The organism is Brevibacterium sp. RIT 803, assembly GCF_016892625.1.
Lineage (GTDB): Bacteria > Actinomycetota > Actinomycetes > Actinomycetales > Brevibacteriaceae > Brevibacterium.
On sequence record NZ_JAFEMW010000002.1, the window covers coordinates 204913 to 220755 of the forward strand.

Sequence of the window (15843 nt, forward strand, 5' to 3'; positions counted from 1 at the left end):
GAGGGTGAATACCAAGGCGCTCAAGTTGGCAGCTGTCGCGGCAACGATGCTCGAAGACTTTACCCCGACGCAGTGGGTCCCCCTGCCGTCACTGGGGTTGGGAGTCAGAGTGCTGCTTGACGACGGTCAGCAGCAGTTGGTCGCGACGGCACAGACGAGTCTCGATCGATCCGCAGACACCGGTTCAGCCGCTGAAGCTGCTCGAATCTACGACACGATGTACCCGCATGCCGGATTCACCTGGCCCCATCTGCGCGCGATCATTGAGGTCGAAGCCGACTACTTCGATACTTCTGCACCCATCACTGTCACTCTCATCGAACCCTTGCCCGGTGCCCCCGTAGGCGATCAGGCCATTGCTGACATCGCGCGGGCGAGCTCGTTGGCACAGGCCCTGGCCACCCTGCATTCGGCGGCTCCGGAATCAATCTCCGAGGCGGGGTTCCCCGTCGAAGACCCGTCCCGTTTCCAATTTCAGATCTTGGAGCGACTTGATCAGGCCGCAGCCACGGGCCGGGTGCCGGCAGATCTGCTCCAGCACTGGGAAGAGGAGTTCGAGAAGGTCTCCCTGTGGCGCTTCCTCGCCACCCCCATCCACGGAGCGATCGACGAGACGAGCGTCTACACCGATCAGGAGCGGGTGCTCGCGCTGTCGGGAATCGAACGGCTGCGGGTCTCCGATCCTGCCATCGATCTGGCCGCAGCCTCTGCGCTCATCGACCCTGCCGCTGTCCCGACCTTCTTCAGCGAATACAGAAACTCACGTCCCCGCGCCGACGAACATGTGATCACTCGTGCCGAACTGTTGGCCGAGTTCGCTGTCCTTGACTGGCTCCTCGAAGCAGTGGATTCCGGCGATGAGGAGGCAGTACAGGACGCGGGTGAACTGCTGTCCTCGTTCAATGACGTCCTCTTCGCGAAGGACGCAGCAGGCCCCAACGCTGCTTCCGGCGGTCTGGCGGCCGCACGCTCCGACCACGGCTCAGCTCCAGAAGCGGATGCACTGCCGAAAGAGCGCGAGCCGGAGCCGAAGAGCAAGCCGCAGTCCGATGCGGGAGTGGAGACCGAGAACGTCATCGATGAAGAGTCCGCACCGGACGACGTTCAAACAGGTGACGCTGAGCCCGATGACACGGAACCAGACGACGGAGTTCTCCGCCCCTGATCCGAACCTGACCCTGAGCTGAGGACCAGATCCGCTCGCCCGCTCAGACTGTGTCACCGCCTCATGTGCTGTCGTTGTCCTCCAGCCACGCAACGATCTCGGATTCCTCCGGAAGCTGAGTGAACTTCACAATGTCGTCGCTGCCGACGAAGTAGAAGGTTCCCGTCACCTCGGCGATTTCGGGATGGACCCGTTGGATGGCGAAACGGTAGAGAGCCAGCTGCCACTTCATCACCTCAAGCGTCTTCTCATCCGGCAGTTTCGAGGTCTTCCAGTCGACGACTTCAGCATGATCGCCGGTGATGAAGACCGCATCGATCTTCCCGGGGACTCTGAATCGGCCGAGGACCAGTTCGAATGACATTTCGATGTGGTCGGCATGCCTGCTCGCGAACTCGGAGTCGATGAACGTCTGCTGCAGACGCTCGATCGTGGTTCTGTCGATGGCCTGAACCTGCTGTTCGTCGTCGATGTCGATGCTCGCCTGTCCGAAATGCTGCTCGACCCAGGAGTGGAAGGTGGTCCCGATCTCTGCGGCTCGGCTCGGCGGATTCGGGATCGGGCGCAGTGTCTGGGTGATGAACTGCTGTGGATCCCTGCGCCACGAGACTAGAGCAGTTGCCGACAGTCGATCCGGGACGCTTCCGGTGGTTGCTGTACCTGGGCGGCTGCTGATCCGCAGTGCCTGTCGCGCATAGTCGCCCACGAGTCCCGGGCGCTGTGCCAGTTCGTCAAGACCGGCTGGTGCAGCGGAGGTGACCCACTCGGCCGCGCGTCGGGCCGTGAACACACGTTCTGTTCGCGGCACGGGCCACATGCTTGTCTCGATACGGTCCTCCGCGGATTCTTCGGCAGGTTCCGGCATCTCGACGTCGCGCTGCAGCACTTCGATCGCCTCGGTCAGGAACGGGGACGGCTCGTCAGGGTTGGCTCTGGCACCCATCAGTTCTGCACCCAACCACAGATAGTGCTTGGCCCGGGTGAATGCGACGTAGGCGAGGCGCCGCTCTTCTTCCTCGTGTGCATCGGCGATGGCTGGTTTGATGAATTCGTTGACCCATTCGTCGAGTGCCTTCTTCGTATCGAAGTCGGCGGTGCGGAGATCATAGTCAACCAAATGCGCGCGGTCACCTCGCAGCGGATACGGCAGAGCGGTTCTGTCCATCCACCCTTCTTTGTCACGCGGTTCCGTCGGGAAGTCCTTGACTACCAGTGACGGCACAGCGACCGCATCGAATTCGAGGCCCTTCGAGGCGTGCACTGTCATGATGTCGATCGCGTCGGAGGCGGAATTCGATTCGGCCACGCTCAGCGAGTCCTTCGCCTCCATCAAGGTCAGCCACTCCAGGAAACCCGACACCGATGGCTGGTCATCGGTTGCCGAATACTGGCTTGCTGCTGACAAGAGGGAATCGATCGCTGAGCGATGAAGATTGCGCAGCGAATCACTCAGCCCCCAGATATCGGAGTCGACTCCGGTTTCCGTCATCGCGGTGCGGATGATCGAGGCGATGGTGCCGGAACCGGAGCGGACATGACGCAGAGCTCGTGCCAGCTTCACCAGCCGTTCCAGTGCCATCGAGCTCAGCCCCGAAGTGCGGAAGTTATTCACCATGGCTCGTGCGCCCGCGATATTCGCCGAACCTGCAAGTGCCTCGGAGAGATCGACGAGTTCGTCAAGGCCTTCGACGATCGTGGGCTGATCGATGGCCTCGGGCACAATACCCGTGCCGTCAGGGCTCTCCCCCAGGAGCTCGGTCAGTCGCAGGTCGTTCTGCTTCCGGGTGAATGTCTGCAATGCGGCGATGTCTGTGGCGCCCAGACCCAGCAGACGTCCGCTGATCAGCCTCATCAGACTGTCGCCGGCCATCGGGTCGACTGCGGCAGTGAGGACTGCCCGCAGATCGGCGACGAAAGGGTCACTCAGGAGACCTGAAGAGCCATGCACGTGAACGGCGTGGCCCGCAGCCTCGAGCGCCGCGGCGACGGGCGCAAAGTGGGCGCGTTTGCGGCACAGGACCGCTGTCGACGATCCTGCGGGCAGTGTGGCCACCCATTCTGTCAGTGACCGGAGTCCGACGGTGAGGAAGTCGGCATCATGCGCCCCCGAGCTGACGTCGATGACCACGTCACCGTCTCCTGCTCCGGTGCGAGCTGTCAGCGGCTTTTCCCGGCTCCCGGCCAGTCCGTCCGCTGTCCGGTTGGCGACCTTCAGGATCGTGTGGTCGTTGCGCCAGCTGGTGCTCAATGTCAGCGGCGCCACGTTCGAGAAGTCTGCTGAGAAGCGGATCATGTTGTCAGCGCTGGCACCGCGCCAACCGTAGATGGCCTGTCTGGGATCTCCCACGGCTGTCACCGCGGTGGAATGGAACAGATCGCGCAGCAGTTTCAGCTGGGCGACTGAGGTGTCTTGGAACTCATCGAGGAGAACGATTGACCACCGCTGCTGTTCGGCACTGCGAGCGGCAGGCACTTCGTCGAGGATGCGTTGTGCGAACCGAACCTGGTCCGAGAAGTCCATGGCCAAGTTGCGACGTTTGGCGTTCATATATGCGCCGGCCAATTTCGCTGTCTTGATCTTTGCTTCGAGTTTGGCCCGGCGACCATTGGGGTCCACGGGTTTGCCCTTGCCTGAGACCAGTGCGTGCAGACACTGGTCGAGATAGTCAGTGACTTCCTCGACGTCGCGACCGTGGTCATTCATCGCCGCTGCCAGCGAGATGATGTCGGCGATCATCGTCTCTCGTGCGAAGTTGCCGGGGATCTCCTCTGTTGAGGTTGAGTCGATGATCGAGCCGGCGATTGTGTGAGCAGCGGCGTCATCAAGGAGCACGGTCTCGGGTTCGATGCCGATGCTGACTCCGTGCTCGCTGACGATCGAGGCCGCATAGGAGTTGTACGTCGAGACTGTGGGGTTATCGAGACCAGGAAGGCTCATGTCGGAACCCAGCCCGAGGCTATGGCGCAGACGGGCCAAGAGCACCCTGATCCGACCACCCAGTTCACCCACGGCCTTCCGAGTGAAGGTGAGTCCCAAGATCTCTTCGGGCGCGACGAAGCCATTGGCTACGAGCCACACCACCCGTTGGGAGATCACTGTCGTCTTGCCAGAACCGGCACCGGCAGTGACCTTCATCGACTGCTGGGGGTCGGCTTCGATGATGATTCGCTGCTCTTCGCTCGGGGGGAACGCCTGAGCAGGGTCGGCGGCGGTCAGGCGGGCCAGCTGTTCTGCGGTGAAGCGCATCAGGACTCTTCCAACGTCTGGGGCCCGATTGCCGGGCAGGAGGTGCGCACAGGACAGCTCAGGCATTTCTGAGGCTCGACCCTGGCTGGAAACTGGGCAGCCCGCATACGATCGGAGACACCGTTGATGAGATCGCGGGCCCAGCCCGGATCCTCGTCGATCTCGAGCGCGGACTGCTCTCTCGTCGTCTGCTTGGAGTTGCGCAGGAACACGAGTTCGGCACCGTACGCCTTGGCGTCGATGACCTGGTCTTCTCCAATGGTGATGGTCCCGGAGTTGATCGCCTCTTGGTAGACGCCGAGTTGGGCGTGACGGGGCATCTCCTGACCCTTGACCACGTTCTTTCCGGTTTTGAAGTCGACGATCCTGATGCCCTCTGGCGTCTGCTCGAGCCGATCAAGGCGACCGGTGACCTTCCATTCCTGACCTTTGTCATCAACTCCGGTGGCGTACACCTGGGCTTCGACGCCGATGGGCTCACCAGGTGCGGTCTTGATGTATTCGCCGAGGCGGTCGGCCATCTTCATCGCCAAGGTGTGTTCGCGATCTCGCTCCCACTCCGCGTCGAACTCGAGCGTCGTGAACTCCTTGTCCACGTAGTCGCGGATCGCTGAGGGCGGGCCCTGCGGGAAGGTCTCCGCCGCAGCGTGGATGATCGTCCCTAAGCTCTGTGCCAGGGAACCCGGCCTGTCACCTCCATTGCGGGTGAGGAACCATCGCAGCGAGCAGCCGGTGAAGGACTCGACCTGAGACGGTGAGACTCTCACCGTGTCTTCGGAGGTGAAGAGAGGCTCGGAGGAGGTGATGTCTTCGGTCTCGCGCCACTGTTCAGGTGGTTCGACCGCAGGGCTCGTGGCAGTCAGTGCCGCCAGCAGCTGTGCCCAGGCATCCACATCTTCCTCGGGTTCTTCCTGTGCCGGGTCAGCTGCGGCTCTCAGCAGTCGTGCCCGAGTGTGTGCAGCCATCTCTGCCAGGGACAGCGGCAGGAGTTCGTCCTCGTGAGTGATCGCGTAGCTGTCCGCATCTTCGGTGCCCTTCGCTGTCCGCGCCGCGATCACGTCGAAGAACGGCGAGGGGTTGCTCTCAGCATCGGAGATTGCGGTGACGATGACATGCTCTTCGGCGCGAGTCAGCGCCGTGTAGAAGAGTTCGCCCTCTTCACGAAGATTCCTCCGTTTGGCGTGGGCGTGGTATCCCGGGTCACCGGTCGCAGTCTCACCAGTTGTCAGCACAGAGCTGAGATCATCGAGCCCGAGGATTCCGCCGCGGAGCTTCGGGTTGGGCCAGACTCCTTCGTTGACCTCGGCGATGATGACGAGAGGGACTCGCAGATGTGCCAGGGATGACGGGGTGCCCACCTGCACATGATCGTCAGTGCCGGCACGCGCAGCCAGGGAATCCTGCGCAATGTCCTGTTCTGCCACGATCCCGGCGAACGAACGTGCTGTGAATCCGCCACGATCGGAGATCTTCTGCGCTAAGGTGAACAGCCGCAGCACAGAGTCCAGGTGCGAATTGGCCACGGAATCCGGGTCGCGAAGGGCCTCCGACTGCCATTTCTCTGCGACGTCTGAGGCCTCCCAGATCATCCAGAGGGCTTGGTGCGGGTCGACCGATCGCACCTCGGCTGCAGCGTGCAGCATCCGGGAGATCGTGGCTAGCCCGGTCGGGGATGCGTCGTCGACATCGTTGCGCAGCGCCTGTGCCAGCGAGGTCGAACTGTTCGCTGCAGGAAACCTCTTCCTCACCACACGCTTGAACCGTCTGATCTGCACCGGGTCGAGGCGGACATAGACGCTTCCGGCCAGGTCCAGAGCCTGTGCAGCGATCGATTCGTCGTCGGCGAAGTCCGGGGTGCGTGAGAGCAGCTCGATCAGCGGTGCGGTGGCGGGGTCGACGCTGAGAGGCTGCATGATGTTCGCGGTCGCCACACCAGAGGCACTCAGTTCGTTCGCGACGACTCGAGCTGTCGACGTGTTGCGACACAGCACAGCCACATCCGACCATGAATGCCCGTCTTCGACGAAGCTCGTCACTCGACGTGCCAGGTATCGGTAGCTCGAAGCTGCGCCCTCGAAAACATGGGTCTCCACCGTATCTGGCAGGTCACGCGAAAACGCGAGGACAGCGTCATCAACGGCATCGACAACCGATTCGGCGGCTGTACAGGCTGCGGTCTCGTCAGAAGAGTCAACGGCGACAGGAGGGTCATCTGAGGTGCCGGGCCCGCCGCTGGGGCGTGGCATATGGTGCAACCCCCACCGAGTGGTGATGCGACGGCCGAAGTCATCGCTGACGTTGACGATGTCAGGTCCTATGCCCTTCACCTCGGGCAGGATCACGGTGGTGAATCCATCGTCGGCAGCACTGCGATCGACGATCGAGGCATCAGCACCGTGGAAACGTCCGGTCACGGTCTCCGGACTGCCGAAGAGCGCCAAAGCACTTCCGCGCTCACGCAGCTGCTCAAGCAGACCCCAGCTCGCAGCGGGAAAGTCCTGAACTCCGTCGGCAAGGACCACGGTGGGCACCACATCGGGTGCGAAAGTCCAGGCTCGGCCCGCGGTCACCTCGGCGGGTTCGCGCAGTACCTCGAATGCCGCTCGTGCCAGGACAGTCGCAGAGTCTGTGCCTCCGTAGCCGGGCATGCTCATGATGTCGAGGTATTCATCGAGAATCTGGGCCACCGCTTCCCACCTCGGATCGTGATGCCTCTCAAGCGCACGATCGAGCACGCTGCGCCCGAAGTCGAACACGAACTCAGGTGTCTGAGCGGGCCCGCCGCCGGGGGTCGGGGCAGGAACCCGCACACCGAAATCGAACTCCATGACCCTGTTGAGGAAATCTCGGACCTCGGTCCGAAACGCGGAGGTCGATCGCACCTCCGCGGTGATCTCAGCAGGCCAGGCCGGTCCACGGCCGTGGCCGAGTTCATGGCCGGCGAGGAGATCGGCGAGGAACACGTCCTGATCAGCGCCCGAGATGAACTCGAGGTCATCGCCGGTCCGCGTCGTGTGAGCAGCGCGCGCAATTCCGTAGGCGAACGACGAGATGCTTCGAGCCGGGGCGGAAGCCAGCACCGCGTCTCTGGGTACGGCGAGACGGTTGCGCAGCACATCAGCATGATCGCGATTGGGCGTGAGAACCAGCACCGAGGCGGGACTGACCTCGACCATCAGCCGTGCATACACGGATTCGAGCTTCGACGTCTTGCCCGTCCCGGGGCGTCCGACGACTGTCACCGACTCCCCCGCGAGCAGTTTCGCGCTGATCCCCTCAGTCACTTCATCCATACTCGTATTCCATCATGAGCCACGGACATGAGAACGATGTGGCCAACCCCGAGCGCGTTGACCGGTCCCGGTTCTGGATTTCGCGTAGCATGAAGGAATGTCAAGCCCGCAACAGAGATTGCCCCGTGAACAGCGCCGTGACCAGTTGGTGGGGGTGGCACGTTCGGTCTTTGCGACACGCGGATACCGGACCACCTCGATGGACACGATCGCAGAGGCGGCCGGTGTCTCAAAGCCTGTCCTCTACCAGCACTTCGCATCGAAGCAAGACCTCTACCTGGCACTCATAGACGATTCTGCCGCGCACCTCGACACGACACTCGACGCTGCGATCGGATCAACCGATGATCCTCATGAGAAGGTCCGTGCCACCTATCGCTCCTACTTCGAGTTCGTCGTCTCACACCGTGAGGAGTTCATCATCCTCTTCAACTCCGATGTCTACGAGCCCGAGGCACAGGAGCGGATCCGCGGCCTGCGAGAACGCACCGCCTCACGTGTCATGACTGCGCTGAAGAGCTACACCGATCTCGACGACATCCAGGCCCGTATGCTGTGCCGGACTCTCATCGGCACTGCCGAGGTCGTCGTCAAGCAGCTCGAGACGACGCCGGAGATCGACGTCGACACCGCCGTCAGCCTGCTCACCCAGATGAGCTGGGGCGGCCTCCAGTCCTTCAGGACGAAGTGATTGCGAACTCTGATCTGGAGAGGGAAGAAAACACGACCTCGCTGACGTTATGCTGAGGACGACTTACACCACGACCCGTACAAGGAGCACAATGGAAATCAAGATCGGCGTCAAGCAGTCACCGCGCGAAATCGTCATGGAATCAGACGAGGCACCGAAGGATCTGGCCGCGCGCATCGAAGAATCCGTCAAGGCCGATTCACTGCTGTCCTTCACAGACATGAAGGGGCGCCAGGTATTCGTCCCGGCTTCCGCTCTGGCCTACGTCGAGATCGGCACGGAATCTGCCCGTCGCGTCGGCTTCGGCGCCTGAACGACTGCCTGCGCAACACATCGTGCGCGGATGAACGCCGCATCTCGGTGAATTCCCCGTGAATAGGCTGAGGGCCCGGTCAGACACCGGGCCCTCAGCCTATTCACGGACCCGAATCAAGGAGCTTCAGGCCACCAACCCCAGGGCTGACATCCGCTTCGAATGGTTGGCCGTCACTGCCGGAATCGATGCCACCACCAACTCCTCATCGATGCCCAGAAAAGAGTCGGTGAGAAGGTTGCGTGCGCGCCCCAATGTTTCGGCCACGAGCTTGCGACCCCACAGCGCCAGACGCGAAGCCAGCTGGGTGTCGGCGGCGACGTCGGCGGTCAGGCGATTGCGCACATATTCGGTCGCACGTGTATCATCGAGAATTGTAATTGCCAGGCTGTATCCGGGCTCGCTGAGCTCCTCCACGGCCGTGCGGTAGAAGTCATTCATGATTCCGTCGAAGACGAATCCCTTCATGAGACTTTCGTGCCAGTCACGAGGACGAGTCCGTTCAGCCAGCACGGTGAAGGTCGGCTCGAAATGCTGACAGAGCTCGACCGCATCCTGGCCCAATCGACTGATGTGCTGCGAGAGCTCTTCGAAGTTCGCAAAGGACAGAGAGGCCAGCCGCGCCAGAGTGACTTTATCGTCCATGTGCACCGCGGTGGTCGCGTTGGTGGCCATTCGTTCGAAAGCGGTCAACTCGCCGAACGCCAGCAGCGCGAGCGTAGCAGCATTATTACCGGCCAATGGGGCAGAATCGGGCATAACTCAAGAGTACCGGTTCACGACCATGACGAGCGCGAAGGCGCTAAAAGGAGTTTGAAACATGGCGGAGACAGAACCAGATTTCGCTGAGCTTGGAGTTGCTGGACCGATCGTGGCCGCATTGGCTGCCAAGGGCATCACACATCCGTTCCCGATCCAGGCGATGACGCTGCCCGTGGCCCTGTCGGGAGCCGACATCATCGGACAGGCAAAGACAGGAACCGGCAAGACGCTGGGCTTCGGCATACCCCTCCTGCAGCGTGTCATCGGCAAGAATGAAGACGGCGCTGTCTCGGCAGACCCGGAGAACACGCCGGACATCGTGTCTGACAGCACCGAGACACGCCTCCCCCAGGCTCTGGTCGTCGTGCCCACCCGTGAGCTGGCCAAACAGGTCGCTGCCGACCTGGTGACCGCCTCGACACAGCGTGACATCGACATCATGACGATCTACGGCGGCATGGACTTCGACCCGCAGATCAAGAAGCTCAAGTCGGGTGTCGATGTTGTCGTCGGCACACCCGGTCGCCTCCTCGACCTCTATGGTCGCAAGGTCCTTCGGCTGCATAAGGTCCGCACGGTCGTCCTCGACGAGGCCGATGAGATGCTCGATCTCGGGTTCCTGCCCGATGTCGAGAAGATCATCAACGCTGTGCCCGCGCACCGTCAGACGATGCTCTTCTCCGCCACTATGCCTGGCGCGGTCATCACCCTGGCCCGCCGCTACATGAGCCGGCCCACCCATATTCGCGCCCACGACAACGAAGATCTGTCGCTGTTGGGCAAGAACACGGCTCAGTACGTCTATCGTGCCCACTCGATGGACAAGAGCGAACTCGTCGCCCGCATGTTGCAGGCCGAGGGACGTGGACGCACCATCATCTTCACTCGCACCAAACGGACCGCGGACAAACTCGCCGCTGAGCTCGGCGACCGTGGCTTCGCGGTCAAACCGCTGCACGGCGATCTCGGTCAGGCACAGCGTGAGAAGGCCCTGAAGTCGTTCCGCGACGGTCAGGTCGACGTCCTCGTCGCCACCGATGTCGCTGCACGCGGAATCGACATCGACGATGTCACCCACGTCGTGAACTACCAGTGCCCAGACGACGAGAAGACCTACGTCCACCGCATCGGCCGCACCGGCCGCGCCGGCAACACCGGCATCGCAGTGACCCTTGTCGACTGGGACGACATGCCTCGCTGGCGACTGATCAACAAAGCCCTCGGACTCGACCATGACGAGCCGGCCGAGACCTACTCGACGTCACCGCACTTCTTCGCCGATCTCTCCATTCCGAAAGGGACAAAGGGTCGTCTGCGCCGACAGCAGACCGAAGGCGCCGAGGACCACTCCGGACCGAAGAGGCCCGAACAGCGCCGAGGCAGCTCCTCGGGCCGCACCGGATCCTCCACAGGGGATGAAGGACCGAAGAAACCACGACGCAACCGCGAACGTCGACGTACCCGTGGCGGCAAGCCTGTGGGACGCACTTCGAGCGCCCCCAGCGACAGCCAGCCCTCAGCCGAATAGGCGGCAAGCCCCAAAGGGCGCAACCGAACGAGCGGCTCCGACCACTATGGTCGGGGCCGTTCGTTCATCTTGCGTTCAATTCGTGCCCAGACAATGGCGGAGCCCATGTCGTCCAGCATGAACGAGAGTGAGTTTTGTTCGGTTCACACCGACCGGACGCGGAGTCCGTCGCAGCAGCACCACGGGATGGAATCCGTCCCCAGATACAGACTCAGGAATTCCCTCTCGCCTCCCGGGGCCACCGACATGACGTCGACGTCATGCGCGTCCTGGCTGGACTGACCGTGATGGTCGGCCACTCCGGCGGAGTCCTCATCGGACGCGGTCAGGACGCAGACAGCAATCACGCCTGGCTGTTGGGCCACCTCGCCGAGGCGGTCAATCCGTGGGCGGTCCCGATGTTCTTCATGATCGCCGGCTGGGCGACCCTCGTAGGTGCACCTCCGAAGTCAGGGGCGAAGGTGTGGGACCGCATCATCCGTCACTTCGTGCCGCTGTTCGCATGGTCGATCATCTTCATCCTCGGCTTCAATCTCTTCGACAGCGACGGTGTCGATGTTCGCCACGATCTGGTCCGAACCTTCCTCGAGGCCGGCCGGCCTGCCTTCCATCTCTGGTACCTCTACGCCTATATCCCGCTCATCCTCGTGTTCGGGACCCTCGTTCTGTTCTGGCGCGGACAGCGGCCGTGGAAGCTCGCCGGCCTTGCCGTCGTGCTGGCCTGTTCGTCTGTGTGGGCGCCGTTCGTGCTCGAGCAGCTCGGTTCCAGTCAGGACGCGTGGAAATGGGGCTTTGCAACCTACCAGGTGGTGTACTTCTGCATGGGTGCCTTCTTCATCCACTATGCGAAGGATCTGCGTCCGCCGATGTGGACGCTCATACTCGCATTCGGAGCCTGTGCGGCCGGAGTCTTCTGGTGGGAATCGGATTTCGAGTATCCGATCGCCAATGCGAATCCGCTCATCGTGGGCCTGGCCGTCAGCGTCATCCTCATCATCTCCCGCATCGAATTGGGCGAACGCACGAAACGGTTCTTCACCAAACTGGCGTCGGCCTCATTCGGCGCATTCCTCGTTCATGTGTTCTTCCTCGAACTGTTCTTCGAACGCCTCTTCGTCGTCGACGCCTCGCCTCTGCTGCTGGTCGTGCAGTATGCGGGCTACCTCGGACTGACCGCGGTCCTGTCCTACGCGCTCAGCCTGACATGGGGAAAGCTGCGCCTGCGCAGGATCCTCGGTTGAGATCGGAGAGCAGCGGTCGGCACCCAACGGCTGCGGCTCAACCCTGAATGAAGTCGACTCCCCCAGGACGGGAGTTCGCACGATCGAGGAGCTTCGCGAGCATGTGGTCCGTGGTCGTATGCTCGCCCAGGCGGTTGGGCTTTCCGGTGCCGTGGTAGTCACTCGATCCGGTGATGATGAGGTCGTGGTCGTGGGCGAGCCTGCGCATGACCTCACGCTCGTTCGGCGGGTTGTCACGATGATCGACTTCAAGTCCGTCGAGGCCGGCTGCGATGAATTCGGTCATCGCCGTATCGGGTACGACCAGACCGCGCATCGCGGCACGCGGGTGGGCGAAGACGGAGACTCCCCCAGCGTCGCGAATCAGTGAGATGGCCGTGATGGGGTCGATCGTCGGCAGACTGACATGGTATTTGCCGTGGCTGGACAGGATCGAGGCGAAGGCTTCAGTACGTGACTCGACGAGTCCTGCAGCCACCAGAGCGTCAGCGATGTGAGGTCGACCGATGGTCGCATCTTCGCCGGAGACGGAGAAGACCGCATCCATGTCGATGGGATAGTCCTCCGCGAGGCGGTCGATGATCAGGTGTGTACGGTCCATGCGTGCGCGTCGAGTCTCCTCGACGACCGCTGCCAGGTCGGTGTCATAGGGGTCGTGGAGGTAGGACAGCAGGTGCACGCTGATTCCCTCATGCCGACATGAGATCTCCATACCCCGAACAAGACCCAGACCGTAGACCCTGGCGGCCGCCTCCGCAGGCGCCCACCCGGCGGTGGTGTCATGGTCCGTGACGCCGAGTACGTCGATGCCTTCCATCGCCGCTTCGGATATGAGTTCGGACGGGGTTTGAGTCCCGTCCGAGAATGCAGTGTGCACATGGAGATCATTGACCATGCACCCAGTCTATCCGCAGTCGCGCGGGATACTGGTCCTCGTCCCGGCATGGTCTCCAGGCAGTGCCTAGAATGGAAGTATGACAGCCCAGAATGCAGACAGCACCGAGAAGACCCAGGCCCTTGACGATCGCGTCAACAACCGTTCCCACCGCCCCAATTCGCAGGCATTCCGCGATTTCGTCGCCGAGGGGTGGGACCGAACACCGCTTGACGCCCAGGCTCTCGCCGCCGCCGGATTCACTCCTGCCCGACGGGCGAAGGTCTCCGCAGCCTTTCCCGGTGAGCGACTGGTCATCCCAGCCGGTGGCCACAAGGTCCGGTCGAACGACACCGACTACCGGTTCCGCGCCCATTCGGCGTTCATCCATCTGACCGGTCTCGAAGCCGATTCCGAGCCGGATGCCGTCCTCGTCTTCGAACCCGAGGACGACACCCACAGCGTGACCCTGTACTTCCGTCCCCGCGCAGGTTCGGACACTGTCGAGTTCTTCTCCGATTCCCGGTACGGCGAGTACTGGGTCGGACCCCGCGCCGATCTCGAGGCGATGTCGACGATGACGGGCATCGCCACCGAGAGCTCAGCGACGGTCGATGATGCGATCACGAAAGACCTCGGTGCGATCTCCGTGAGACTCGTCCGCCAGGCCGATGTCCGCATCGACTCGGTCATCGACGTCGCGCGCACACAGGTGCAGGCCGATCTCGAGACCTCGGAGGCCGGCGATGCCGAATTGGCCCAGCTGCTGTCCGAGCTGCGACTCCTCAAGGACGAGCACGAGGTCGAGGCCATGCGTGAAGCTGTCGCCATCACCCGCTCGGGCTTCGACAACGTCATCGCCGCTCTGCCCACCGCTCTCGCTCATCGTCGCGGCGAACGCGTCATCGAGACGGCCTTCGAAACAGCTGCCCGATCCGATGGCAACGGCATCGGCTATGACACGATCGCGGCCGCCGGCAACCATGCCTGCACCCTGCATTGGATCCGCAATGACGGTGCGGTCCGGGACGGGGACCTTGTCCTCGTCGATGCCGGGGCAGAGGCCGATTCCCTCTACACAGCAGACATCACCCGCACGCTCCCTGTCTCAGGAACCTTCACCGAGGTCCAGGCCAAGATCTACGACGCCGTCCTCGACGCCTCGGACGCTGCCTTCGCCGTCGCCGCTGACCACGTCAACCGCGAGGTGAAGTTCCGCGAGATCCACGAAGCGGCGATGGAAGTCATCGCCGCCCGACTCGAGGAATTCGGCATCTTGCCGGTCTCCGCGGCACAGTCGCTGTCGCCGGAGGGCCAGCATCACCGCCGTTGGATGGTCCACGGGACCAGCCACCACCTCGGACTCGACGTCCACGATTGCGCTCAGGCTCGCGCCGAGATGTATCTCGATGCAGCTGTGGAACCCGGCATGGTCTTCACGATCGAACCGGGCCTGTACTTCAAAACCGATGACCTGCTCCTGCCCGAGGAATTCCGAGGCAACGGTGTGCGCATCGAGGACGACGTCCTCGTCACTGCCGACGGCGTCGAAAACCTCTCTGCAGGTTTCCCCCGCACCCGTGCAGAGGTCGAGGCCTGGGTTCAGGGACGATGACCATAGGCCCGATCCGGGGCCGGGGAATTCTGGAGATCCCGGGAATCGCTGTAGGTCACGCCGGTCGGTTCGCCCCGGATGGGCTGACCGGAGTGACTTCCGTCCTGCCTCCACCGGGAGCCCGGGTGGGTGTCGACGTCCGCGGCGGCGGCCCGGCCACCCATGAGACCGACGTCATCGCTCCCGGCACTCATTCCTACGGTGCCGATGCGATCGTGATCACCGGCGGCTCGGCCCTGGGATTGCAATCGGTGAGCGGTGTCGTTCGCACCCTCGCCGAGGCGGGTCGTGGATTCCCTGCCCCCGGCCTGAAGGATACTGTCGTTCCGCTCGTCCCTGCTGCCGCGATCTACGACCTCGGACGGGGTGATGGGCCCGTGCGTCCGCCCACCGACTCCGACGGGGCTGCAGCGGCCCGTGCGGCCCTGCGATCCACCCACGATGGGGCAGGATCCACCGCAGTCAGGGGCAGCCTCGGCGCGGGTCTCGGTGCTCGTTCGGGAATGCAGAGCTTGCGCAGCTCTTTGGGGTCCTTCTCGATCCGTCTGCCCCACGGATACCTCGTTGCCGCGCTTGTGGTGGCCAACCCGTTCGGTTCGATCGGAACGCCCGGTGGCACGCTGTGGGCGCACCCTCTCCTGCATTCCTATGGGCTCGATCTGCCGATCATCGGGCATCTGCCCGCGACTCCCACATCCACGGTGGAGACCGCCTCGGCGAAGAATACGACCATCGCCATCGTGGCCACGAACGCGGCGTTGGATCCTGCCCAGGTCACGCGTATGGCCGCTGGTGCCCAAGCCGGAATCGCCCGCGCGATCCGGCCCTCGCACACGCTCTTCGACGGCGATACGGTCTTCGGCATCGCCACCGGTGAAGTGGGACTTCCTGATGACTTCGCGGCCTCGACACTTGACCAGGTGACGATCACGGCAGCTGCCGCGGATGCCCTGAGCCTGGCGGTCATCGATGCTCATGTCGCCGCTGCGTCGGTGGATGACTCATGGGGCCAGCCGCCGACCCTCAGCGATGTCGCCCCCGAATTTGCAGGGGCCTTCGCCGCACTGCCCTGAGCAGAGCACAGCTGCGGCTCGGACAGCCGCAAGCAGGCAGA

The 15843-nt window shown here is 62.9% G+C and carries 11 protein-coding genes; 7 read left to right on the plus strand and 4 right to left on the minus strand.

What is annotated here, in order from left to right:
- Positions 1 to 4 precede the first annotated feature (4 nt).
- Positions 5 to 1165, plus strand: coding sequence for a protein kinase family protein (locus JTF07_RS08225; protein WP_204233790.1), 1161 nt, complete (start codon positions 5 to 7; stop codon positions 1163 to 1165).
- 61 nt (positions 1166 to 1226) lie between these two features.
- Here JTF07_RS08225 and JTF07_RS08230 read toward each other — a convergent pair whose 3' ends face one another.
- On the minus strand, positions 1227 to 4412 hold the full coding sequence (locus JTF07_RS08230) for an ATP-dependent helicase (RefSeq protein ID WP_204233791.1): 3186 nt from the start codon (positions 4410 to 4412) through the stop codon (positions 1227 to 1229).
- Positions 4412 to 7705 carry a PD-(D/E)XK nuclease family protein gene (locus JTF07_RS08235; RefSeq protein WP_204233792.1) on the minus strand — a complete coding sequence of 1098 codons (3294 nt, stop codon included), beginning with the start codon at positions 7703 to 7705 and terminating at the stop codon, positions 4412 to 4414. Before JTF07_RS08235 ends, JTF07_RS08230 begins: the two co-directional genes overlap by 1 nt.
- Positions 7706 to 7802: 97 nt before the next feature.
- Here JTF07_RS08235 and JTF07_RS08240 point away from each other — a divergent pair, with 97 nt between their 5' ends.
- Positions 7803 to 8396: a TetR/AcrR family transcriptional regulator gene (locus JTF07_RS08240; RefSeq protein ID WP_252199625.1), complete on the plus strand. Its 594-nt coding sequence runs from the start codon at positions 7803 to 7805 to the stop codon at positions 8394 to 8396.
- A gap of 91 nt (positions 8397 to 8487) precedes the next feature.
- On the plus strand, positions 8488 to 8709 hold the full coding sequence (locus JTF07_RS08245; protein WP_143921394.1) for a DUF3107 domain-containing protein: 222 nt from the start codon (positions 8488 to 8490) through the stop codon (positions 8707 to 8709).
- 126 nt (positions 8710 to 8835) lie between these two features.
- On the opposite strand, the gene JTF07_RS08250 is transcribed toward JTF07_RS08245, so the two are convergent.
- Positions 8836 to 9468, minus strand: coding sequence for a ferritin-like fold-containing protein (locus JTF07_RS08250; protein ID WP_143921393.1), 633 nt, complete (start codon positions 9466 to 9468; stop codon positions 8836 to 8838).
- Positions 9469 to 9529: 61 nt separating this feature from the next.
- On the opposite strand from JTF07_RS08250, the gene JTF07_RS08255 reads away from it, so the two are divergent.
- A complete protein-coding gene (locus JTF07_RS08255) occupies positions 9530 to 10999 on the plus strand; it encodes a DEAD/DEAH box helicase (protein WP_204233793.1) in 1470 nt (489 codons plus the stop codon).
- Between the two features lie 134 nt (positions 11000 to 11133).
- Entirely contained in the window at positions 11134 to 12240 is a 1107-nt protein-coding gene (locus JTF07_RS08260; RefSeq protein ID WP_286672938.1) for an acyltransferase, read from the plus strand.
- Between the two features lie 37 nt (positions 12241 to 12277).
- Here the strand turns inward: JTF07_RS08260 and JTF07_RS08265 are convergent, their stop codons facing one another.
- Complete coding sequence (locus JTF07_RS08265; protein ID WP_204233795.1) at positions 12278 to 13135, minus strand: PHP domain-containing protein; 858 nt, start codon at positions 13133 to 13135, stop codon at positions 12278 to 12280.
- A 79-nt stretch (positions 13136 to 13214) separates the two neighbouring features.
- Here JTF07_RS08265 and JTF07_RS08270 point away from each other — a divergent pair, with 79 nt between their 5' ends.
- Entirely contained in the window at positions 13215 to 14729 is a 1515-nt protein-coding gene (locus tag JTF07_RS08270) for an aminopeptidase P family protein (RefSeq protein ID WP_204233796.1), read from the plus strand.
- A complete protein-coding gene (locus JTF07_RS08275; protein WP_204233797.1) occupies positions 14726 to 15802 on the plus strand; it encodes a P1 family peptidase in 1077 nt (358 codons plus the stop codon). Before JTF07_RS08270 ends, JTF07_RS08275 begins: the two co-directional genes overlap by 4 nt.
- The last annotated feature ends 41 nt before the right edge of the window (positions 15803 to 15843 follow it).

Bases quoted from the DNA above. Each gene is read 5' to 3' on its own strand.
- JTF07_RS08255 (WP_204233793.1), top strand. From the start codon at position 9,530: ATGGCGGAGACAGAACCAGATTTCGCTGAGCTTGGAGTTGCTGGACCG.
- JTF07_RS08230 (WP_204233791.1), bottom strand. From the start codon at position 4,412: ATGCGCTTCACCGCAGAACAGCTGGCCCGCCTGACCGCCGCCGACCCT.
- JTF07_RS08270 (WP_204233796.1), top strand. From the start codon at position 13,215: ATGACAGCCCAGAATGCAGACAGCACCGAGAAGACCCAGGCCCTTGAC.
- JTF07_RS08265 (WP_204233795.1), bottom strand. From the start codon at position 13,135: ATGGTCAATGATCTCCATGTGCACACTGCATTCTCGGACGGGACTCAA.
- JTF07_RS08245 (WP_143921394.1), top strand. From the start codon at position 8,488: ATGGAAATCAAGATCGGCGTCAAGCAGTCACCGCGCGAAATCGTCATG.
- JTF07_RS08235 (WP_204233792.1), bottom strand. From the start codon at position 7,705: ATGGATGAAGTGACTGAGGGGATCAGCGCGAAACTGCTCGCGGGGGAG.
- JTF07_RS08250 (WP_143921393.1), bottom strand. From the start codon at position 9,468: ATGCCCGATTCTGCCCCATTGGCCGGTAATAATGCTGCTACGCTCGCG.
- JTF07_RS08240 (WP_252199625.1), top strand. From the start codon at position 7,803: ATGTCAAGCCCGCAACAGAGATTGCCCCGTGAACAGCGCCGTGACCAG.
- JTF07_RS08275 (WP_204233797.1), top strand. From the start codon at position 14,726: ATGACCATAGGCCCGATCCGGGGCCGGGGAATTCTGGAGATCCCGGGA.